Source organism: Sphingosinicella rhizophila, assembly GCF_032378825.1.
Taxonomy (GTDB): Bacteria; Pseudomonadota; Alphaproteobacteria; order Sphingomonadales; family Sphingomonadaceae; genus Allosphingosinicella; species Allosphingosinicella rhizophila.
The window spans coordinates 278,414-301,242 of record NZ_JAVUPU010000001.1; the positions used below are offsets into that span (position 1 = coordinate 278,414).

Annotated in this window: 15 protein-coding genes, 1 tRNA gene and 1 pseudogene; 12 read left to right on the forward strand and 5 right to left on the reverse strand. The window is 62.1% G+C overall.

The window, feature by feature from the left end; genetic code table 11:
* Positions 1 to 190 precede the first annotated feature (190 nt).
* From RQX22_RS01320 to addB, 5 genes are read left to right on the forward strand one after another with little or no spacing between them, the layout of a single operon-like run.
* Positions 191 to 2,521, forward strand: coding sequence for a sensor histidine kinase (locus tag RQX22_RS01320; RefSeq protein WP_315722936.1), 2,331 nt, complete (start codon positions 191 to 193; stop codon positions 2,519 to 2,521).
* Positions 2,521 to 2,958, forward strand: a complete 438-nt coding sequence (gene tsaE, locus RQX22_RS01325; RefSeq protein WP_315722938.1) for a tRNA (adenosine(37)-N6)-threonylcarbamoyltransferase complex ATPase subunit type 1 TsaE — start codon at positions 2,521 to 2,523, stop codon at positions 2,956 to 2,958. The genes RQX22_RS01320 and tsaE overlap by 1 nt, the downstream gene beginning before the upstream one ends.
* Positions 2,943 to 3,947 (forward strand): aminoglycoside phosphotransferase family protein, encoded by a 1,005-nt coding sequence (locus RQX22_RS01330; RefSeq protein ID WP_315722939.1) that lies wholly within the window; start codon positions 2,943 to 2,945, stop codon positions 3,945 to 3,947. Before tsaE ends, RQX22_RS01330 begins: the two co-directional genes overlap by 16 nt.
* Positions 3,944 to 4,708 carry a nucleotidyltransferase family protein gene (locus RQX22_RS01335; protein ID WP_315722941.1) on the forward strand — a complete coding sequence of 255 codons (765 nt, stop codon included), beginning with the start codon at positions 3,944 to 3,946 and terminating at the stop codon, positions 4,706 to 4,708. Before RQX22_RS01330 ends, RQX22_RS01335 begins: the two co-directional genes overlap by 4 nt.
* A gap of 16 nt (positions 4,709 to 4,724) precedes the next feature.
* The gene (addB, locus tag RQX22_RS01340; RefSeq protein ID WP_315722942.1) at positions 4,725 to 7,673 is read left to right on the forward strand and encodes a double-strand break repair protein AddB; all 2,949 of its coding nucleotides are present in this window, start codon (positions 4,725 to 4,727) and stop codon (positions 7,671 to 7,673) included.
* Between the two features lie 62 nt (positions 7,674 to 7,735).
* Here addB and RQX22_RS01345 read toward each other — a convergent pair whose 3' ends face one another.
* A complete protein-coding gene (locus RQX22_RS01345) occupies positions 7,736 to 7,978 on the reverse strand; it encodes a hypothetical protein (RefSeq protein ID WP_315722943.1) in 243 nt (80 codons plus the stop codon).
* A gap of 128 nt (positions 7,979 to 8,106) precedes the next feature.
* On the opposite strand from RQX22_RS01345, the gene RQX22_RS01350 reads away from it, so the two are divergent.
* From RQX22_RS01350 to trxA, 6 genes are all read left to right on the forward strand, one after another.
* Positions 8,107 to 9,270 (forward strand): DUF47 family protein, encoded by a 1,164-nt coding sequence (locus RQX22_RS01350; protein WP_410001586.1) that lies wholly within the window; start codon positions 8,107 to 8,109, stop codon positions 9,268 to 9,270.
* Between the two features lie 4 nt (positions 9,271 to 9,274).
* The gene (locus tag RQX22_RS01355; protein ID WP_315722945.1) at positions 9,275 to 10,279 is read left to right on the forward strand and encodes an inorganic phosphate transporter; all 1,005 of its coding nucleotides are present in this window, start codon (positions 9,275 to 9,277) and stop codon (positions 10,277 to 10,279) included.
* A gap of 61 nt (positions 10,280 to 10,340) precedes the next feature.
* A complete protein-coding gene (locus RQX22_RS01360; RefSeq protein ID WP_315722946.1) occupies positions 10,341 to 11,837 on the forward strand; it encodes an ATPase domain-containing protein in 1,497 nt (498 codons plus the stop codon).
* On the forward strand, positions 11,834 to 13,840 hold the full coding sequence (locus RQX22_RS01365; protein WP_315722947.1) for a hybrid sensor histidine kinase/response regulator: 2,007 nt from the start codon (positions 11,834 to 11,836) through the stop codon (positions 13,838 to 13,840). The genes RQX22_RS01360 and RQX22_RS01365 overlap by 4 nt, the downstream gene beginning before the upstream one ends.
* Positions 13,841 to 13,999: 159 nt before the next feature.
* The gene (gene addA / locus RQX22_RS01370; protein ID WP_315722949.1) at positions 14,000 to 17,392 is read left to right on the forward strand and encodes a double-strand break repair helicase AddA; all 3,393 of its coding nucleotides are present in this window, start codon (positions 14,000 to 14,002) and stop codon (positions 17,390 to 17,392) included.
* 51 nt (positions 17,393 to 17,443) lie between these two features.
* Positions 17,444 to 17,794: a thioredoxin TrxA gene (gene trxA / locus RQX22_RS01375; protein WP_315722950.1), complete on the forward strand. Its 351-nt coding sequence runs from the start codon at positions 17,444 to 17,446 to the stop codon at positions 17,792 to 17,794.
* Between the two features lie 62 nt (positions 17,795 to 17,856).
* On the opposite strand, the pseudogene RQX22_RS19390 reads toward trxA, so the two are convergent.
* Positions 17,857 to 17,967, reverse strand: a pseudogene (locus RQX22_RS19390) (GFA family protein); the annotation flags it as partial.
* Positions 17,968 to 18,145: 178 nt separating this feature from the next.
* Here RQX22_RS19390 and secA point away from each other — a divergent pair.
* Positions 18,146 to 20,887, forward strand: a complete 2,742-nt coding sequence (gene secA, locus RQX22_RS01380) for a preprotein translocase subunit SecA (RefSeq protein ID WP_315722951.1) — start codon at positions 18,146 to 18,148, stop codon at positions 20,885 to 20,887.
* 68 nt (positions 20,888 to 20,955) lie between these two features.
* Here secA and RQX22_RS01385 read toward each other — a convergent pair whose 3' ends face one another.
* The 3 genes from RQX22_RS01385 to RQX22_RS01395 all read right to left on the reverse strand — a co-directional run bounded on the left by RQX22_RS01385 (position 20,956) and on the right by RQX22_RS01395 (position 22,809).
* On the reverse strand, positions 20,956 to 21,591 hold the full coding sequence (locus RQX22_RS01385; protein WP_315722953.1) for a hemerythrin domain-containing protein: 636 nt from the start codon (positions 21,589 to 21,591) through the stop codon (positions 20,956 to 20,958).
* A gap of 256 nt (positions 21,592 to 21,847) precedes the next feature.
* Positions 21,848 to 21,922 (reverse strand) — tRNA-Asn (locus RQX22_RS01390).
* A 104-nt stretch (positions 21,923 to 22,026) separates the two neighbouring features.
* On the reverse strand, positions 22,027 to 22,809 hold the full coding sequence (locus tag RQX22_RS01395) for an NAD kinase (RefSeq protein ID WP_315722955.1): 783 nt from the start codon (positions 22,807 to 22,809) through the stop codon (positions 22,027 to 22,029).
* Positions 22,810 to 22,829 lie beyond the last annotated feature (20 nt).

Genomic DNA, 22,829 nt, shown 5'->3' on the forward strand with positions numbered 1-22,829 from the left:
ACGAAGGATGCAAATCGAGAGGCGGTCCGCTTGCGGGCCGCTTCTTTTTTGTTGGGAAGAATCCGGGTCGAGGCTTCCGCTCATTCACCACAGCTATTAGACAGACGCCGATGCGTCCGGCTGCCCATCTCCATTCGACAGCCAGAACTCAATTCTGGAAGGAGGGGGGCTGATTTCACAGGCTCCAGCCATGGCCATGATCCTCGGGCTGCTTGCCGGCGCGTGGCTCGTTCTTGCCGTCTGGCTTACGATCCGCGCCAACGGCATAGTGCGCAAGGGCCGTACGGATTCGAGCCGCGCTGCCCGCACCGAGGCCTTGCTCGAAGCCGCGCCGGTGACGCCACTCCTCGTGCAGCCTGACGGGACGTTCGAAACGTCTCTCGCCACCGCAAATCTGCTGGGTTTGACACAGATACCGGAACGACTGGAGCAATTGTCGCAGCACGAATCCGGACTCTCCCAATCCGATCTCATGCTCCTGACGGAAGCCGTCGCGTCGAGCGCGGCCACCGGAAGCAGCTTCACTCTGGCCGTACGTGCACAGGGATCGAGCCGGATCCTTCAGGCCAGGGGCGCGCCTGCGCCACCGCCTTATCGGGCGGGCACAGTCCTCCTCTGGCTGCTCGACGCGACCGACACAGAGGAGGATATTGCCAACCTCAAGGGCAAGGCGGCGCGTCTGTCGGTCGCTCTCGATGCGTTGTCGGGCCTCATCGAGGCTGCGCCGTTTCCGATGTGGCACCGTGGCCCCGAGCTCGGCCTGACGATGGTCAACAGCGCTTATGTCGAAGCCGTCGAGAGCGTCGATGCTGCTACGGTCATTCAGGCGGGGATCGAGCTTATCGACGAGGGAGAAGGCAGCGCCATCGCCCAAGCGGCGGCCGTCCGCGAACAGGGTGAGCCGTCCGCACGCACCGTTCCCGCCACGATCGCCGGCGAAAGGCGCATGATGCGGGTCGTGGAGGTTCCCCTCGGCGATAACGGAGTCGCCGGCTATGCGATCGACGTGGAAGATCGCGAGCAGGCCCGCGCCGAACTGACCCGCTTCATCGATGCGCAGCGCGACATGCTCGACAGACTGTCGGCCGGCGTCGCCCATTTCGGTCCCAACCGCAGCCTTATCTTCTTCAACCAGCCCTTTGCCCGGACCTTTTCACTGAGAAGCGATTTCCTGGCCGACCGTCCGGAATTCAACCGCCTCCTCGATGCAATGCGCGAAGCGGGCAATTTGCCCGAGATGCGCGATTATCCGGACTGGAAGCGCGAACGCGACCGCTGGTTCACGGGCAGGCTGCTTGCAGAGGAAGAAGATTGGCTGCTGCCAGGCGGAAAACATCTCCGCGTCGTCGCGCAGCCGCTTCCGGACGGGGGGCTTCTGCTCATATTCGAAGATCGGACCGAGCAACTCCAGCTTGCCTCCGCGCGCGACACGTTACTTCGCGTCCGGACCGCAACCTTCGACAATTTGTTCGAAGCGGTTGGCGTCTTTGCTTCTGACGGACGGCTGAATCTATGGAACAACCGGTTCCAGCTCTTGTGGGATTTCGACGAGGAGCAACTCGCCGCCCATCCGCGCATCGACGCATTGGCGCCCCTGATTGGAAAGAAGCTCAAGAACCCCAATCATGCCAGCCTGGTGCGCGAACTGGTCCGCAGCGCCACGGTGGAGCGGAAGCAGCGTGGCGGCCGCGTCTCCCTGACCGATGGCCGCGAGTTCGAATTTGCAGCCGTACCTCTGCCAGACGGCAATGCACTCTTCACGATGCTGGACATCACCGCCAGCCGGACCGTCGAGGCCGCCTTGCGCGAGCGCACCGAAGCGCTCGAGGATGCAGACCGGCTGAAGACGGCGTTCGTATCCAATATGAGTTATGAGTTGCGCACGCCGCTCACCTCCATCGCAGGCTTCGCCGAAATGCTGTCGGGCGGCTATGCGGGGCCTCTCCCACCGACCGCGGCTGATTATGTCAGCGCCATCCTGGAATCGGTTTCCAGGCTAAGCGCCCTGATCGACAATGTCCTTGACCTTACCCAGAGCGACACGGGGGGGCTGCTCGTGGCTGAGGAGGAAGTCGATCTCGCCGAGCTCTGTGCCGCAACGGCCAGCGAGATACGGGACTATGCCGACCGCAAATCAATCGATTTCGCGGTCGAGATCAAAGCATCTGTTGGAAGCATGATCGGCGACCGTCGCCGACTTGGTCAGGCGATCCGCAATGTCCTGAACAACGCATGCGTCTACACCCCGGAAGGCGGCCGCGTCCTTCTCCATGCGGATGGCTCGGAAAAGGAGGTCGAGATCACGGTTTCGGACAATGGGCAGGGCATAGCTCCCGCCGACCAGACCCGGGTTTTCGATCGTTTCCATCGTACGGCCAAGACCGAGCGGGACGAAGCCGCGCTGGGCCTCGGATTGCCTCTCGCCAAGCAGTTCGTCGAGGCGCATGGTGGGCGGATCGACCTCCAATCGGAGCTTGGCGCAGGGACGACGGTGACGCTTCGGCTTCCCCGTCAGCGCTGATGCTGCTCGAAGACGAACAGGCGACGGAGCGGCTCGGCCGCATGATCGCAAACCGGCTACGCCAGGGCGATGTGGTGGCCCTCTATGGCGATCTCGGCGCCGGCAAGACCACGCTGGCCCGCGGCATCCTCCGGGGACTTGGCCTCAATGGCGATGCGCCCAGTCCGACCTTTGCCATCGTGCAGCCCTATGACGACCTGCAGGTGCCGGTCTGGCACATCGACCTCTACCGGATCGAGGATCCTTCCGAACTGGCCCAGTTGGGTCTCGAGGAAGCCAAAGCGGAGGCGGCGCTTCTGATCGAATGGCCGGAGCAGCTTGGTCGCGACCTATGGCCGGACGCACTGCGCCTGACGCTCGGGCGAGACGGGAAAGGAGGCCGCTTCTTGACAGCCAGAGTGCCGCCCGCTTGGGAAGCGAGATGGCCGCCCCGATGATTCCTCCCGAATCCGCCCCCGAATTCCTGGCTTCGCATGGTTGGGCAGGCGCCGACATAAGGCCGTTGGCAGGGGATGCTTCCTTTCGTCGCTATTTCCGGGTGCATAAAGGCGGGGAGACCGCAGTGCTGATGGATGCGCCCCCCAAACATGAGGACCTTGGACCTTTTCTGAAGGTCACCGATCATCTGCTCGACCGCGGCTTTTCGCCGCCGCGTCCTCTTGCCGTCGATCGCGCCACAGGCCTGCTCCTGCTGGAGGATTTCGGCGACGAGCGAGTGGGAAAAGTGCTTCAGCGCGAACCGCAGCGAGAACGGGAAATCTACCAGTCGGCCGTGGACATCCTGACCCGCCTGGCCAGTCAGGCTGCGCCGGCCGATCTGCCGCCTTACGATCAGGAGGCAATGTCGCGCGAGGTCGACCTCTTCATCCAATGGTACGCGCCTGCTTTATCCCTGGACGTCGATCAGGGTTCCTATGTCCGCGCTTGGCAGCAAACTTGGGCAGACGTCCTGGACATGGTCGACGCAAACCCAGTCCTTGCCCTTCGCGATTATCATGCAGACAATCTGATGGTACTTCCCGGCCGGCGCGAACTCGGCCTGCTGGACTATCAGGACGCACTTGCGGGCCATGCCGCTTACGACCTCGTTTCCTTGCTTCAGGACGCGCGACGCGACGTGACGCCCGCGCTGGAAGAGGAAATGATCGGCCACTACGCGGCCGGTGCCAATGTCACCGATCTGACGCGTTTCCGGGCCCATTATGAAATATTGGGTGCACAGAGAAACACGAAGATTCTCGGTATCTTCACACGGTTGTGGAAGCGTGACGGCAAGGCGCATTATCTGGCGTTGCAGCCGCGCGTCTGGGGATATCTGGAGCGCAATCTTCGTCACCCCGCACTTCAGGCGGTACGGGCATGGTTCGAAGCAAACGTACCGGAGAAGAGCAGGGCGGTCGCCTGGGCTGGAGACATATCGACATGAACCGCTACCGCACTCCGCTAGCGCTTCGGCCGGAACCGGGCGGTCAGGTGCCGGCCGTGGCGATGGTGCTCGCAGCGGGGCTGGGCAAGCGGATGCGGCCTCTTACCGCGACCAGGCCCAAACCGCTGATCGAGGTTGCCGGCAAGCCACTGCTCGACCATGCCCTGGACAGGTTGCGTGCGGCCGGCGTCAAAAAGGCCGTGGTCAATGTCCATTACCTTGCGGACGCCCTTGAGGCCCACCTCACCAATCGAGTCGAGGGCATCGAAATCACCGTCTCCGACGAACGAGACCAACTGCTCGAAACGGGCGGCGGTCTCGTCAAGGCCCTGCCTCTCATTGACGCCGATCCATTTCTCGTGGTGAATTCGGACAATCTCTGGATCGACGGCCCGATGGATTCCCTGCGGCTCCTGGCGGCGCAATGGGATGCCGGCCACATGGATGCGCTCCTGCTGCTGGTGCCACTGGCGCGCGCCAACTGCCATTCAGGACAGGGCGACTTCCATCTCGGCGCCGACGGAGCCCTTCGCCGCAAGAAACCGGGCACGGTCGCGCCTTATGTGTTCACCGGCATTCAGATGGTCTCGAAGCGACTCTTGGAGGGCGACCTCCCATCCGGCCCTTTTTCCACCAACCTCCTGTGGGATCGGGCGATGGAAAAAGGCCGCTGCTTCGGGGTCGTCCACCAGGGTCTGTGGTTCGACGTGGGTTCGCCGCCGAACATAAAGAAGGCCGAGGAAATCCTTGGACAGTCCTGACCCTGGACACGGAAAGATGTCCGTCAGGCCCCGAGTCTACACGATCAATCCGCATCGCGCCTTCGCCGACGCTCTCGCCGCAGGCCTGATCGCCCGCTACGGCAAGGGGGAGATGGGGCTCGCCCAAGGCGTGCTCCTGGTTCCCAGCAATCGCGCCGTCCGCGCCATTACCGATGCCTTTGTCCGGCGCTCCGGTTCCGGACTGCTGCTTCCGCGCCTGATTCCCGTCGGCGACCCCGAACTGGACGAAAGGATCGGCGGCGCGCTCGATCCGATCGGAATCGGGAAGGATGACCATATTCCTCCTGCCATCGAACCGGTCGAGCGACTCTTCCTGCTCGCTCGATTGGTGCAGGAACAAGGCGGCGACATGGATGCGGCCGAAGCGCTTAGGCTCGCGCAAGACCTTGCCCGCACGCTCGACCAGCTCCTTGTCGAAGAGGTCGACCCACTGCGGCTGCGCAACTTTGCGGCCGAGCTTCCAGACCTCTCGCTTCATTGGCAAAAATCGCTGGAACGGCTGACGGTCATTCTGGACCGCTGGCCGGGGATACTCCGGAAGCGGGGGGCGATCGACCTTGCCGATCGCCGGAATCGGCTCCTTGCATCCGTGGCGCAAGCCTGGCGGACGAAACATCCACCCGGTTTCGTCGCCGCAGCCGGCATCACCGCCGCGGCGCCCGCCGTGGCTCGGCTGCTCCGGACCGTCTCGCGGCTGCCCGATGGGATGGTCGTCCTTCCGGCACTCGACTTGGATATGCCGGAAGATGAGTGGGAAAGACTTGGGCCGCACGAGCGAGATCCGGAAACCGGCCGTCGCGAGAGATCCATCGAAACACATCCCCAATTCAATCTCAAGCTGCTGCTGGATCGCATGGGCGTCAGTCGCAAGGAGGTCGAAAGCTGGAGGTGGGGCGGGGGCCGCGATGCACCAGCGGTGCGCAGCCGTGCGATCGCCAATGCGATGAAGGCCGCGGCGGATACCGCGAAATGGGCCGTTCTGCCGCCTGCGGAGCGGCGGCTGACCGGCGTTCGGGCCATGGAGTTGGCCGACCCTGCGGAAGAGGCGCAAACCATCGCCATCGCGCTTCGGGAAGCGCTTGAGGAGGAAGGCCGGACCGCGGCCCTGGTCACGCCCGACCGGGGGCTTGCGCGGCGCGTCTCCGCCCATCTGCGCCGATGGGGGATCGAAGCCGACGACAGTGCCGGGCGTCCGCTTTCGCAGACTCCGCCTGGTACCTTGCTCCTGGCGCTGGCATCGGCAGGTGCCGAGCAATTCGCTCCGATATCCTTGCTCGCCGTGCTCAAGCACCCCTTGGTGCGAAAAGGGGACAATCGACTCCAATGGCTGGAGGGAGCCAGGATGCTCGATCTCGCCCTCCGTGGCCCTCGACCGCCGGCCGGTCTCGCGGGCATAACGGAGCATCTTGCGGACCGAAGCGGGCGCGACCGCGACCTTCGCGAGCGCGCCGCCAGCTGGTGGCGGGAGGTGGTGCCCCTGCTGCGCCCGTTCGAAGAAACGTTTCGTAGCGATCGAGCAGACCCGGCAACCCTGCTGGCGGCGCTTCGCGAAGCGGTCTCAAGGCTTACCGGAGAGGAGGCCTGGGGCGGTCAGGCCGGGCGCGAAGCCGCCAGGCTCTTCGCCGATATGGAGGCGGCTGCCCGACATGGACCGGACCGACTTGCGCGCGCCAGCCTCGCGCCAATGCTCGACCAACTAATGGCCAATGTCGCAATACGTCCGCCTTACGGGCAGCATCCGCGATTGTTTATCTGGGGATTGCTGGAGGCGCGGCTCCAGCATGCCGACCTGATGATCCTCGCTGGACTCAACGAAGGTACATGGCCCCAATTGCCTACACCAGACCCCTGGCTTGCGCCACGTATCCGTCATGAACTTGGTCTTCCCTCCCTCGAGCGCCGGATCGGACTTAGCGCGCATGACTTCGCGACCGGTCTTGGCGGAAGGCAAGTGATCGTCACTCGCGCGCGGCGAGATGCCCGAGCCCCGGCAATCGCCTCGCGCTTCTGGCTGCGTCTGGAGGCAATGACCGGAGGACTCACCCGCTCCCTGTACCATAGGAAATGGGCGATGGCGCTGGATCGGCCGACGTGCCACCACCCTGCCAAGCGCCCTGAACCTTCACCGCCCAAGGCGCTTCGTCCCGGGACCATTTCAGTCACTGACGTCGACAGGCTGAAGGCCGATCCTTACGCATTCTACGCCCGCCAAATGCTCCGTCTCTCGGCGCTCGAGGCGATCGATGCCGATCCAAGCCCGGCATGGCGCGGCACCGCAGTGCATGCGATACTGGAATCCTGGATGAAAGAGGATGATTGCGATCCGGCCAGGCTTCGTCCCCGGGCGGAAGCTTTGCTGGCGCGGACGGCGGCGCACCCACTGCTCCGAGCCCTTTGGCAGCCGAGGCTGCTGGAAGCGATCGAATGGATTGCTTCGGAGGTCGAGCGGAACGCGCAGGATGGACGACGGCCTTTGAAAGCCGAGGTGAAAGGAGCCATCGACGTTGCCGGAATTCGGCTTCACGGCCGGGCAGACCGGATCGACCGACGCGTCGATGGCGGTCTCGTCATCCTCGACTACAAGACCGGTACGCCGCCGGGCCCGAAAGCAATTGCAGAAGGCTATTCAATGCAACTTGGACTGCTCGGCCTCATCGCCGAGCGCGGGGGCTTCGAAGGTGTCGACGGTAGTCCCGTCGGTTTCGAATATTGGTCGCTCGCCAAGAAAGCCGGCAGGCTCGGTCATGTCGCAAGCCCCACCGGCAAGAATGGGTTGGACGCGGCCGATTTCACGAGCTTGGCAGCACGCAATTTCATCGCTGCGGCCAATCGCTGGCTGACCGGAAACGAGCCATTCACAGCGAAGCTTCATCCGGAATATGCGCCTTATGGCGAGCATGATCAGCTGATGCGGCTGGACGAATGGTATGGTCGCGATGGTTGAGCGATCTGATACTGAGGGACAGCAGAACTGAAGGAAATCCACCCGACTGGGCAAGGAACAGCTTAGGAATTCCCCTTGTCGTTCCTCTTCGACCGGTTGGCGTAGAGCAGGGCTGCGACGATGGCCGCCGAACCGATGCCGATCGCCGCTCCTGTCATGAGCTGTTTGGCGCGATTGGGGTCGCCCTTTTCCGCATCGGGCGGAAGATCCGCCTTTGCGCCTTCCGGAGTTCCGCTCTTGGCGGAGCCAGCTTTCTTGCCAACGCCAATGGGGGCGTCTTGAGGATAGGAAGGCTCACGCGACATAGGCTTTCTCCGGGACGAGACTCTATTCGCTCGATATGGGAGAGAAGCCCTGTCGCGCAAGACACCGGGGATCGCCTCCTCGATAAAGCTTCACGTTCGGCTTGATCGAATCATCGGAGACGCGGACGGTGCAACTCCATCGTCCATCGCCCGTTCCAAGTGGAGAGACAGGAAACAGACGCTTGATCACGCAATATGGAGCCATTGCCTACCGGATTGCCGAGGAAAGGCTTCGAATCCTCCTGATTACCTCCCGTGACACGGGCCGATGGGTCATTCCGAGAGGCAACCCGATGCGAGGGCTCCTTCCGCATGAGGCAGCGGCCCGTGAAGCCTTCGAAGAAGGGGGAGTCCATGGATCCGTGGAAGCGACGATGCTTGGCCGTTACCACTATCGTAAAAGGCGGAAGGACGGCTCGGTCGATCATGCCGACGTCCATGTCTTTCCGCTTCTCGTGACGAGCGAGGCAGAAATTTGGCCCGAAATGCAGGAGCGAAGTCGCGACTGGTTCCCGCCGGAGGCGGCGGCAGAGCTTGTCGATGAGCCTGCACTTCGTCGCCTCATCCTCGGACTCGTCAGTGACGGCAAGCGGCTGGTCGGATCACCAACCCCTTGTTATGGCTCGCCCCCGCAACGGGGGAATCGGATGCTGAAGCTCTTTCATGCGATCATGCCGAAGGAGACGCGCTTCTTCGACATGTTTTCGAGCCATGCGGAGATCCTGGTGGCCGGGGCCGAAGTGATGGGCCGGATGTTGGCTGGTACGGAGAGCATAGAGGCCGCATGCCTGAAGATCGCCGACCTGGAACAGCAAGCCGACGATATCACCCGCGACGTGCTTCACGCCGTCCGCCGCACCTTCATCACGCCGTTCGACCGCAGCGCCATTACCGGACTTATTTCCTCGATGGACGATGCGATCGACGAAATGCAAAAGACAGCCAAGGCCATCACACTGTTCGAGGTCCAGACCTTCGAACCGGAGATGCGCGAGATGAGCGGGCTTGCGGAGCAGGCAGCACGGCTGGTCATGGAAGCGGTGCCGCTCCTGCGTTCCGTCGGCCGCAATCACAGCCAGCTGGACAGTCTGACCGAGCGCATCGTCCATTTCGAGGAGGACGCCGATCATCTTCATGAGGCGGGCCTCAAGGAACTGTTCCTCGCCAAGCGGAACACGGATGCCATGGAGTTCATCGTTCGCCGTGAGATTTACAGCCATCTCGAGCGGCTGCTCGATCGCTTCGAAGACGTCGCGAACGAGATTCAGGGCATCGTGATCGACCACGCCTGACCCAGTGGACGCAAATCTCGCCTATCCGTTGCTCGTCGCCCTTATCGGCGTGGCCTTGCTGTTCGATTTCCTGAATGGCCTGCACGACGCGGCCAATTCCATCGCCACGGTGGTTTCGACGAGGGTCCTTAGACCGCAATATGCAGTCGTGTGGGCCGCTTTCTTCAACTTCATCGCCTTTCTCTTCTTCGGCACCCATGTTGCGGAAACGATCGGCAAAGGCATCGTCGACGCAGACATCGTCAATGCCTCCGTGATCTTCGCCGCATTGGTGGGCGCGATCAGCTGGAACGTCATTACCTGGGCCCTGGGCATACCGTCGTCGAGCAGCCATGCCCTGATCGGCGGTCTTCTGGGCGCCGGTATCACCAAGGCGGGCCTCACCGCCGTCGTCTGGTCCGGCGTTATCAAAACCGCCGTTGCCATCTTCCTGTCCCCTACTTTGGGCATGCTGCTCGCGCTGTTGCTGGTGTTCCTCATTTCCTGGCTGTTCTCCCGCGTCGCCGCCCAGACGGCGGACCGCACGTTCCGCCGCCTCCAATTGGTATCGGCCGCCCTCTATTCGCTCGGCCATGGCGGCAACGATGCCCAGAAGACGATGGGGATCATTGCTGTCCTGTTATACTCCCAGGGGATGCTGGGTGGAGACTTTTACGTGCCCTTCTGGGTGATCATCACCTGTCAGGCTGCGATGGGACTTGGCACATTGATGGGCGGCTGGCGCATCGTTCGCACGATGGGATCGAAGATCACGCGCCTGACTCCCGCACAAGGATTCTGTGCCGAAAGCGGGGGCGCGATCATGCTCTTCTCGGCAACATGGCTCGGTATCCCGGTCTCCACTACCCACACGATCACCGGCTGCATCGTCGGCGTCGGCGCGGCGCGACGCGCGTCAGCCGTGCGGTGGGGGGTCGCCGGGAACATCGTCATCGCATGGATCATTACTCTTCCGGCTGCGGCGTTGATCGCCGCGCTGGCTTATGGCGCGACCAGTCTGTTCGCCTGACCGAGCAGCGGGCTGGAGGCCGCGGCCATGGGTTGGACGAAGAGCGAAGGAGAGGCGCTGCGTGATTGAAACAAGACCTAGGGAATTCGCGGCGACCGGCGTCGCCGGCCTGGACGATATCCTGGCTGGAGGACTGACGCGGGAACGCGTGTTCCTGCTGGAAGGCGCGCCGGGCACCGGCAAGACGACGATCGGCATGCAGTTCCTGATGGAGGGTGCCGCCCGCGGCGAGCGGGGCCTCTACATCACCCTGTCCGAAAACGAGCTTGAGCTGCGCGATACCGCATCGTCACACGGGTGGAGGCTCGATGAGAATGTCGAGATCTATGAGCTTGCCCCGCCCGATAACCTGTTGGATGAAGACCAGCAACAAAGCCTCCTTTACTCTTCGGATCTTGAACTTGGAGAGACGACGAAGCGCATTTTCGAGACGATCATGCGCGTCAATCCCGACCGGGTCGTCCTGGACAGCTTGTCGGAAATTCGGCTGCTCGCCCAAAGCTCGCTTCGCTACCGCCGGCAGATATTGGCCATGAAGCAATATTTTACGCGGCAGGGCGCGACGATCCTGATGCTCGACGACATGACGACCGAAAGTGGCGACAAAACCGTCCATTCGATCGCGCATGGCGTCGTCAGGCTGGAGGAGCTTGCGCCCATCTATGGCGCGGAACGGCGGCGGCTGCGGATCGTGAAGTATCGCGGCCATCGGTTTCGTGGCGGCTATCACGATTTCGTGATCGATACGGGCGGGGTCCGCGCCTTTCCGCGCCTTGTTTCAGCGGAGCACAGGATCGACTTTCGCCGTGAGACGATGAACAGCGGCAATTCCCAATTGGATGCATTGCTTGGCGGTGGCATTCAGCGTGGCTCCAGTACACTCGTTCTTGGCCCCGCGGGTACCGGTAAATCGCTCCTCCTTCTCACCTTCATTGCCACAGCGGTGGGGCGCGGAGAAAGAGCGGCCTTGTTCATATTCGACGAGGAGCTCGGATTGTTGTTGGATCGCGCCCGAGCTATCGGGTTCGATCTTCAGGCCATGTCCGATGACGGTAACCTTCTGATCCACCAGGTCGACGCCGCGGAAATGACCCCCGGAGAATTTTCAGAAACGGTCAGAAACTGCGTCGAAGCATTCGGCGCGCGCACGGTCGTCGTCGACAGTCTCAATGGCTACCAGTCAGCCATGCCGGAAGAATCGGCGCTCGTCCTTCACATGCACGAACTGCTCCAATATCTGAACCGTCAGGGCGCATCGACTTTCCTGACTGTGGCGCAGCACGGACTGGTCGGCGATATGAAGACCCCGGTCGATGTCACCTATCTCGCCGACACCGTCATCCTGCTACGCTACTTCGAATCCCCGGGTCGCGTCCGCCGCGCGATCTCGGTCGTCAAGAAACGTACCGGACATCACGAAGATACGATCCGGGAATATCGAATCGACCATCGCGGTATTTCCCTTGGTGAACCGCTGATCAATTTCCATGGTGTCCTGCGAGGCGTGCCGATATTGAGAAACGAAGAAACAGCAGCACGTGGTGATCCGTCGGAGTGACATGGCAACTATCGGAACGGGCGCTGATCCTTACGCCGCTCGGCAGAGACGCCGCGGTGGCGACGTCCATGCTCGCGGAAATCGGGGTGGCTTCACATGTCTGCGCTTCCGTCGACGAACTGACCACGGAGCTGGAACGAGGGGCCGGCTTCGCTGTGATAACGGAAGAGGCGCTGCGCACTGCGAACGTGACAGGCCTGTCCGCCTGGCTCGGCAGGCAGCCGGAATGGTCCGACATGCCCTTCATCCTCCTCACCAGCCGCGGCGGCGGACTGGAGCGTAACCCTACCGCTGCGCGCTATCTGGAATTGCTGGGCAACGTCACTTTTCTCGAACGGCCATTCCACCCGACGACCCTTGTCAGTATCGCCCGATCATCCCTGCGCGCACGACGGCGGCAATATGAAGCGAGAACGAGACTTGAGACGCTTCATGAAAGCGAAGCCCAGTTCCGCTCCCTGGCCAATTCGATCCCGGCCATCTGCTGGATCGCCCAACCCGACGGTCACGTCTACTGGTACAACCAGCAGATGTACGATTATACCGGCACCGCTCCCGAAGACATGCGCGATGGCGGCTGGCAAAGAATCCATGATCCGAAGTTGCTTCCGGAGATTGTGGAAAAATGGGCGGTTTCGCTGGAAACCGGACAGCCTTTCGAAATGGTGTTTCCGCTGTTGGGGAAGGACGGAAAATATCGCCCTTTTTTAGCGCGGAGTCAGGCCGTGCGAGACACGGACGGTCAAATTGTCCGGTGGCTGGGCACGGCGACCGATATCCAGACGCAGCGCGACGCCGAGGCGGCCTTGGAAGAGCGCGCCTCCGAACTCGAACGACGGGTCGAACAGCGCACCGCCGAACGCGAAGCGGCGCTGGCCCAGCTTCATGAAGCGCAAAAGCTGGAGACGCTGGGGCAGCTGACCGGGGGCGTCGCCCACGATTTCAACAATCTGCTGACCCCGATCACTGGCGTGCTGGACCTGCTGCAAAGGAAATATGGCGATGGCGACGAGCGCGAGGCCCGGCTGATTGCAGGCGCCCTGCAATCGGCGGATCGCGCCAAAACCCTGGTTCAGCGCCTGCTTGGATTCGCACGCCGGCAGGCTTTGCAGACCTGCGCGTCTGACGTTGCCGCCCTTGTCGAGGGCATGCGCGAACTGATTGCCAGCTCCATCGGGCCCACGATCGAATTGCAGGTGTCGCAAAGTCCTGACTTGCCGTCGGCAATGGTGGACCCGAACCAATTGGAGCTGGCCATTCTCAACCTCTGCGTCAATGCCCGCGATGCCATGCCGGATGGAGGCTCACTCACCATAGAACTGGACCGGGCGATGATCGGGCCGGATGAATCGCCGAAGCTCAATCCCGGGACTTATCTACGCTTGTCGGTCATCGACACAGGCATCGGGATGAATCAGGATATCCTGCGCCGCGCTATCGAGCCTTTTTTTTCAACCAAGGGCATCGGCAAGGGAACCGGCCTCGGTTTGTCGATGATCCACGGTTTGGCAGGGCAACTTGGTGGAGATCTGGAATTGTCGAGCACGCCGGGGGAGGGGACGCGAGCCGACCTCTGGCTGCCCGCCGCCGAACGTGCACAGGCTGCCCCGCCGACCCCGGTTGCCGCCGCCGTCGCGGCCGCAGGCAGGCCGCTTCGCATTCTGCTCGTGGATGACGAGGAGCTGGTTCGAACCGGGACGGCGGAGATGCTGCGCGATCTCGGCCATCATGTCACCGAAGCGAGCAACGGTGTCGAGGCGCTGGAGGTGCTGGGCCGGACCACGGATTTCGACGCAGTCGTCACGGATTATATGATGCCCAGAATGAACGGCGCGGAATTGACCAGACAAATCGAGGGGCTCGATCCTGGAATGCCAATCCTGCTCATCACCGGTTATGCCGATTATTCGAATCTCGATCCGAAGACTCCCCGGCTCACTAAGCCATTCCGCCAGGCCGACCTTGCCCATCACCTCAATGCTATTGTCGAAAAGGCCCGATAAGGTCATTGGGGTCGCGGCGGCAGCACGTCTGGAACAGCGCGATTTTTTTCCGCTTTTGATGACGTGACGGGACACCCGGTGCGTCCTATCCGACAGTCATGGGCCTCGATTGTGGCCCCCTGCCTGGACTTATCGAGGGGATGCTGCTGAATGTCCCGGATGCTGAAACCTCTGCCCCGACTGGAAGGGGATCAGCTCCGCGCTTCGTCGCCGCAAAGTCATGCTGCGCTTTCGGCATCGGCGGGAACCGGCAAGACCCATGTGCTGACGGCAAGGGTTCTCCGCCTGCTCCTTTCCGGCACCGATCCCTCGGCGATTCTCTGCCTCACCTTCACCAAAGCCGGTGCGGCCGAAATGGCAGACCGTATCCATGCACGTCTGGCCCATTGGGTGCGGCTGGAGGATGGGAAATTGGCGGCCGACCTCGCTGCGCTCGGCGAAGATGTCAGCCCGGCCAGCCGGGAACGGGCACGCACCCTTTTTGCCCGTGTTCTCGATGCGGCAGGCGGCGGTCTTCGCATTCAGACCATTCACGCCTTTGCCCAAGGTCTGCTCGCCGCCTTTCCGGCGGAAGCAGACCTCGTTCCCGGCTTTCGCCCTCTCGATGGCCGGGAGGAACGGACATTGGCACGCCAGACCCTCGCCGAACTTCTTGTCCGGGCAGAAGCAGACCAGAGACTGATTGGCGACTTTCAGTCGCTGAGCCACCGCCTCGGAGAATCCGGCGCGGAACGCTTCATCATGACCTGTGCGCGGGCGCCGGCGGCGATGACGGCACTGGGACCGCAAGAGGAGGTCGAGGGCCGGCTGCGTCGCGCATTCGAACTGCCGGCGGGCGATATCGAGCAGGCGATCGCCGAAATGTGCGAGGACCAGGTCTTCGTGATCGATGCTTTGGATGCGATCGCCAAAGCTAATCGCGCGTGGGGAACGACGACGGGCCTCAATTGCTGTGAGATCATCGCGACCTGGCGGGCCGGTGAGGCCGCCGGCCGCGCAGCCCAGCTCGAGACGCTCGCTTCGATCGTGCTGAGGAAAGATGGCGATCAAAGAGCCATCGCGGCTGGGCTCGCCAAGGTATCGCCCGATTATGGAGACCATGCCGCCCGGCTAGCTTCATGCTGCCGACACCTGCTTCGGATGCGGACCAAAGCATCGCTCGTCGCGGCATTGGCGGCAGGCCTGCGCGCCGGCATGTCCTTTGCCGCGGCTTATGGCGAAGCGAAACGGGCGAACGGAGTTGCCGACTTCGACGATCTGATCCGTTGGGCCGAGGAACTGCTGCTGAGGCCCGGCATGGGAGATTGGGTGCGCTACAAGCTCGATCAGGCGACCGATCATATCCTCGTCGACGAGGCTCAGGACACCAACGAACGGCAGTGGAACATCGTCCGGGCGCTGGCCCTCGAATATTTTGCCGGCGAGGGTGCGTCATATGGGCCGCGGACAATCTTCACGGTGGGCGACTTCAAACAGGCGATTTTCGGTTTCCAGGGCACCAATCCCGCTTCATTCGAGGTGGCGCGCGCCTGGTTCAACCGCGAAGCGGAGGCGGTCGGCCATGATTTTCTGGATTTGTCGATGGACCGGAGCTTTCGATCATCGCCGCCGATCCTGCAGCTTGTCGACCGGCTGATCGAGGATCTCGGCCATGAAGCGCTGGGACTTCCCCGCGCCGCCAACCGCCATCTGACCTTTCATACCCGCCGGCCCGGGTCCGTAACCCTCTGGCAGCCATATTCCGACGATGCCGCTTCCGCCGAGGACGAGCCTGGCGAGGAAGGCTGGATCAGCGATACTGTGCGTCGCTATGCCGGCAAGCTCGCCCGGCAGATACGCCACTGGCTGGACCAGCCCTTCTGGCTGGAGAGCAAGAAAAGGCAGGTGCGACCGGAGGATATCCTTATCCTTGTCCGGCGGCGCTCGACCCTCGCATCACTGATCGTCGCGCGCCTCCATGCGGAAAACGTCCCCGTTGCAGGAGTCGATCGACTGCTTCTGGCAGCCCCTCTGGCCGTTCAGGACCTGCTTGCCGCGGCCCGCTTCGCCGTTCAGCCGCTCGACGATCTCAACCTGGCCGCCTTGCTCGTTTCCCCTCTGTTCGGATGGAGCCAGGACGATCTATTCGAATGCGCACACGAGCGCGAGGGCTGGCTCTGGCCGCGGCTCCGTGCTGGTGGCGTTCCCCCTAAGACGCTGGAGGGCCTCCACGCACTCCTGGCCATGGCGGACTATGCGACGCCTCACCAATTCCTGGAGACGATCCTTTCGGGCCCGCTTGACGGGCGTCGTAAATTGCTCGAGCGATTAGGCCCGGAGGCGCGTGACCCGATCGAGGAATTATTGGCCAGCGCCCTCGAATTCGACACTGCGGCAGGGCCGTCGCTCCAACATTTCCTCGACTGGTTCGCGCGCGGCGATGTCGAGATCGTCCGCGATCCTTCGGCCCCGCTGGACGCGGTTCGCGTCATGACGGTCCACGGCTCCAAGGGGCTGCAGTCGCCGGTACTGATCCTCGCCGACGCCTGCGCCGATCCCGAACGCACGCGTGGCACCGCCGCCAGCTTTCGGCTGAACGCCAATGGCCCCGAAATTCCCGTCTTCCGCCCGCGCAAGGACGAGTTGGCCGAGCCGCTCCGCTCGCAGATCGAGGCGCAGGACCGGCTTGATCGAGAGGAGCATTGGCGTCTTCTCTATGTCGGCCTCACCCGCGCGGAAGAGCGTCTCTATATCGGAGGATCGCTGGGCCCCGCCGACAAGAGAGGACCGCCGCCGTCAAGCTGGTACATGGCGCTCGACCTGTCCCTCGCGGGCCTCGGCGCGGATCTGCGCGAGGATCCTTTTTGGGGCAAGGCCCGCATTCTGGGAGACCCGGCGGTCTCCGGTCAGGCTGCTCCACGGCCCGCCTCCGATCCAGTCGCGATTCCTGAGTGGCTGCGCCAGGCGGCGCCTGTCGAATCCCGGCCGCCACGTCCGCTCGCGCCGTCCTCGTTGGGCGAGGATGAAACCGTGGATCCGCCGCCATCTCCGGCGCTCAGGGCAGCGGCCTTGCGGGGAAAATTGCTTCACCAGTTGTTCGAACGACTCCCCGGCGCACCGGAACAGGATCGCGCCACGCTGGCCGATCGCTGGCTGGAACGGTCCGCTGGCATCGCCGATGCCGCCGCGCGCCACGCGCTGGTACGCGACGCCTGCGGAATCATCGCCGATCCCCGCTTTGCAGACCTGTTCGGTCCCACCGCGCTCGCCGAGGCACCGATCGCAGCTGTGATAGGGGAGGGGATCGTGATTTCGGGCACTGTCGATCGTCTGCTGGTGACGTCGGAACGAATCCTTGTCGCCGACTTCAAGACGGGCCGGAGGGCACCGGAAGGCCTGACGGACATACCTGCAGCCCATCTTCGCCAGATGGCCGCTTATAGCGAGGCGCTGAAGATCATATTCCCGGGCCGCAGGATCGAAGCGGCCTTGCTCTACACGGCAGTGCCCGCTCTTTACGCTCTTCCGGCCGATCTGCTCGCTCGATATACGCCCCTGCAGATGGATGGTTGAGCAACGGCTGCAAGCTTCCTACATCATGGTTCAGCTGTTCAGGAGATTGTCATGGCCACGAAATCCATCACCGACGCCTCTTTCCAAGATGATGTCTTGGGTGCTTCCGGACCCGTTCTCGTGGATTTCTGGGCCGAATGGTGCGGACCATGCCGGATGATCGCTCCTGCCCTGGAAGAGATCAGCGATGAACTGGGCGACAAGGTGACCGTGGCAAAGCTCAACATCGACGACAATCCCGACGCGCCCGCTCGTTACGGTGTCCGCGGCATTCCCACCATGATCCTGTTCAAGAATGGCGAACCAGCGGCCACGAAGGTGGGCGCTGCGCCAAAAAGTGCGTTGCAGAGCTGGCTGGAAAGCCAACTCGCCGGCTCGGAGCCGAAGGCGGCGACCGGCTGATCAAACCGGCGGTTCGGTTCCTTCCAAGCCACGTGTATCGGGACGAAATCGAGGATGGCGCCGGAATTGAACTGGCAGATGCGGCAATGGCAATAGCCTGCATCGAAGGGAGGGCGCCGAAGTTCATAGCGGATGGCGCCACACGCGCACCCGCCTGCCATGGCCCTGATCATGCGGCTGGGGCCAATTCGAGCTGGCGTCCGCGTCAATTGACTTGGATCACCCTCAACCCTACATCGCCGGCTGCAAAGGACTCCCTTCGAAGATTTGTTTCAAGGGGTAGCCTTTTCTGCGGGGGCGGCTTCCCGGTCGCATGAACAAGCAGATGATATTTTTACGACAGGAACGCCCATGATTGGCGGATTTGCCAAGGCCATTTTCGGATCGTCCAACGACCGTTACGTCCGCTCCCTCTCCAAGATCGTCGATCGCGTAAACGGCTTCGAACCAAGCGTCTCGGCCATGACCGACGACGAGCTCAGAAACCAGACGATGCTGTTCCGGGAAAGGCTGACCCAGGGCGAAGAACTCAACGATCTTCTGCCCGAAGCTTTTGCCACAGTTCGGGAAGCGGCATCGCGCGTGTTGGGTCAGCGTCATTACGACGTGCAGATGATCGGCGGTATCGTTCTTCACAGGGGCGAAATCGCCGAAATGCGGACGGGCGAAGGCAAGACCCTCGTGGCGACACTGGCGACCTATCTGAATGCCCTCGAGGGCAAGGGCGTCCATGTCGTCACCGTCAACGACTATCTGGCCCGCCGCGACGCGGACTGGATGGGACAGATCTATCGCTTCCTGGGCATGACCGTCGGCGTGATCGTGCCCAATCTCACCGATCATCAGCGCCGCGAAGCCTATGCGTCTGACATCACTTACGGCACGAACAACGAGTTCGGCTTCGATTATCTGCGCGACAATATGAAATATGAGCGCGCGAACATGACGCAGCGCCCGTTCAATTTCGCCATCATCGACGAGGTGGATTCGATCTTGATCGACGAAGCCCGGACCCCCCTGATCATTTCCGGCCCGACCGACGACAAGTCGGAACTGTACATGTCGGTCGACGCCATCGTGAAGGGCCTTGCGCCCGAGGACTATGACGTCGACGAGAAGCAGAAATCGGTAGTCCTGACCGAAGACGGTACGGAAAAGATGGAGCGTCTGCTCGAGGATGCCGGCCTGCTCGTGGGATCCAACCTCTACGATTACGAAAATACGGTGGTGGTCCACCATCTCAATCAGGCGCTGCGCGCCAATGTCATCTTCAAGCGCGACACGGATTACATCGTCAAGGACGGCAAGGTCGTCATCATCGACGAGTTCACCGGCCGTATGATGGAGGGCCGACGCTGGTCCGACGGCTTGCATCAGGCGGTGGAAGCCAAGGAAGGAGTGGACATCGAGCCGGAGAACCAGACGCTGGCTTCCATCACCTTCCAGAATTATTTCCGCCTATATCCGAAGCTGGGCGGCATGACCGGGACCGCCGCCACGGAGGCGCCCGAATTCTACGACATCTACAAGATGAATGTCGTGACCATACCCACCAACGTCCCCGCGCAGCGGATCGACGAGGATGACGAATTCTACAAGAACCAGGATGACAAGTTCGCCGCCATCACCAAGTCGATCGGTGAGAAGCAGGCCATCGGCCAACCCGTTTTGGTCGGCACGGTTTCCATCGAAAAGTCGGAGCTGCTTTCGGAATACCTCACCCGCCAAGGCGTTGGCCATGAAGTGCTGAACGCCCGCAATCACGAGCAGGAGGCGCACATCGTTGCCCAGGCGGGCCGGCTGGGCGCCGTTACCATCGCCACCAACATGGCGGGCCGCGGCACCGACATCCAGCTTGGCGGCAATGTCGATTTCCGCATCGCGGACGAACTTTCCCAAATGGAGGAAGGGCCGGAGCGGGACAAGGCGATCGAGCGTATCAAGCAGGAAGTATCGGAAGAGAAGAATCGGGTGCTTGCCGCCGGCGGGCTGTTCGTGCTCGGCACCGAGCGGCACGAAAGCCGCCGCATAGACAATCAGTTGCGGGGCCGGTCCGGCCGTCAGGGCGATCCCGGCCTCAGCCGTTTCTATCTCAGCCTCGATGACGATTTGCTGCGCATCTTCGGTCCGCAGACCATGTTCGCACGAATGATGAACAAGAATCTGGAGGATGGGGAGGCGATCATCAGCCCCTGGATCTCCAAGGCGATCGAGACCGCGCAGAAGAAGGTCGAGGCGCGCAACTACGACATCCGCAAGCAGGTCGTCGAATATGACGACGTGATGAACGACCAGCGCAAGGTCATTTACGAGCAGCGCTCCGACATCATGGATGCCGAGACGATCGGGGACGTGGTCGAGGATATGCGCGCCGAGACGGTGAACACGATCGTCGGCGAAGCCTGTCCGCCCAACACCTATCCGGAACAATGGAACGTGCCGCTTCTCAAGACGCGCATCGAAGAGGTGTTCGGATTGCAGCCCCCAATCGACGATTGGCTGCAGGAAGAAGCGGTCGATCCGGAAATGTTGGTGGAGCGGGTCCAGACCCTGGCCGACGCCCAAATCGCCGAGAAGGTCGAACAGCTTCCGCCCGAATCCTATATCCAGGTCGAGAAAAGCGTCCTTCTCCAGTCGCTGGACCATCACTGGAAAGAGCATCTGGCGATGCTCGACGCACTGCGTCAAGTGATCCACCTGCGGGCTTATGCGCAACGCAAGCCGATCGATGAATATAAGCATGAGGCATTCGCCCAGTTCGAGCGGATGCTCGCTGCAATCCGCGAAGACGTCACCCGCACTCTGGCATTTGCCCAGTTCAATGTGGCACCGCCGGATTTCCCCGAGCTACCGGAATTGCCGGAACTGCCGGACTTCATCACTCATCATATCGACCCGATGACCGGAGACGACGACAGCGCCGATATCGACGCAGAGACCGGCGCGGTGCTCTCTCGCTTGCCGCCATTGCAGGCGGCGCGGCCCCTTATGCCGCCCGAGGCCTCTGCGGTGGACCCGACCCAGGTAAGTCGCAACGCCCCCTGTCCCTGCGGATCGGGCCGCAAATACAAGCATTGTCACGGGGCGCTATGAATGAATGAGCCGGCGCCGGGATGGGTATCATCCGGCGCCTCTCATGATCGTGGCTCAAGCTCCGCCCGTCACGCGACCTTGAAGCCTTCCTTGTTCATCCTGGCGGTCAACTTCCTGTTCTGATCCTCCGATAAATTCGCACGGAAGGCAGGAAAGATCTCCTCTTCCTCCATCCGCATATGTTCCTCGATCATCGAACGGAAATCGCGGACGCGCGTCAGCCATTCCGGACTGTCCTTGGCGAGCGCCTCCAGTTCGTAGAGATAGGTCTTCACATAGCCATGCTCTGACGTGAGAGCGTCGGCATCATGAGCCGAGTTGGCCTGGCGCAAGGCCGGGTAGATCACATTCTCTTCCTCGACCGCATGTTTGTCGAGCGCGTATTTGAGCTTCATGAGGAGGAGGGTGCGGATTTGGACCTGATCATCCTGGGTGGCCTCGATCTTATCGAAAATGGCCAGAGCCAGTTCATGCTCGGCCTTAAGCGCGTCGAGCCAATCTCCGGATGCACCGCTGCTGAACTGCACGAACAATTTGCGTCCGACATTCGCAGCCATGCCCATTGCCGCTCCGGCCACGGCTGCGCCGACAAGAATGCCAGTATTGCTGTTGCCGAAGGAAAAGGCGCTCTTGTCCGATGCCGCGCCTCGCTTGCTGCCTGAGCTGGCTTTGCCACCTTGTCGGGATTGGGTCTTGGTCGCCATAAAATCCTCCTTCGGAAAAAGCCTGCTGCTTCAACCGTTGGAGAAGGTCCGAGGTTCCGGCAGCGCGAAACGACCACCCATCCACTAAGTCTCGGGAAGCGCTTAACTTTTGCTACGAATTCATGCGCGTCGCACCAAAACGCGTCAAGACGTTCAAGCCGTCGGCCAACCGGCTTGGAGCGCGTCGCTCGCGAACACAGAAGACATTGCTGCCACGGCGCATGAAGATCAGGTCATCGATGCCGATTGCCTGAAATGGCTCCCCGGGACGGATTCGAACCATCGGCCGTCCGATTAACAGTCGGATGCTCTACCGCTGAGCTACCGGGGAGCAGCCTTCAGGCGAGGGGGCCTATAGCAGCATGTTTTTCGCCGGCGCAAGCGCCGCAGCCGGTAAATTACGGGAAAGATCGCAGGCACCCGAAAAGCCGGTGCTCAGGCGGCGAACTGCTCCATCGCAATCCGTTCGTCAAGCGCATGTTCTGGATCGAACAGGAGGGTGAGCGCCTGACTGCGATCGATACAGACCTCGACGCTGGCAACCTCGCGCACCTCGAGCTGGTCCGCCACCGCCGAAACCGGCCGCTTCGCAGGATCCAATACCTTGAGCAATATTTTGAGATCGTCCGGGATCAGGGCGCCGCGCCAGCGGCGTGGCCTGAAAGGACTTATCGGCGTCAAGGCGACGAGATTGGCCCCCAAAGGCAGGATCGGGCCCTGAGCGGACAGATTATAGGCGGTCGATCCGGCAGGAGTTGCCACCAGGACGCCGTCGCAGACCAGTTCGGGAAGCACCACCCGACCGTTCACGGACACCTCGATCCATGCCGTCTGACGCGTTTCACGAAGCAGCGAGACTTCGTTGATCGCCGGATAGACCAACCGTTCGCCGGCGACCGTGACGGCTTCCATCCTGAGCGGCGCGACCGAGAAGGCCTTGGCGCGATTGAGCCTGTCCCTGAGGCCTTCAATTCTCCAGTCGTTCATCAGAAAGCCGACCGTGCCGCGGTTCATTCCGAAGATGGGCGCAAGCTTGCCGCGCTGGAGCATTTCGTGGAGGGTCTGAAGCAGGAAACCGTCACCGCCAAGCGCCACGATCTGTTCCGCATTTTCGAGCGGAACGAAATCATAAGCGTCGCGAAGCAGGACCTCAGCTGCCTGCGCAGCTTCGGCTGGTGAGGCGAGAAGCGCCGTCGGTTTGTCCGCATTGGCCGTCATCCCTGCTTGGTAGGGTCGAT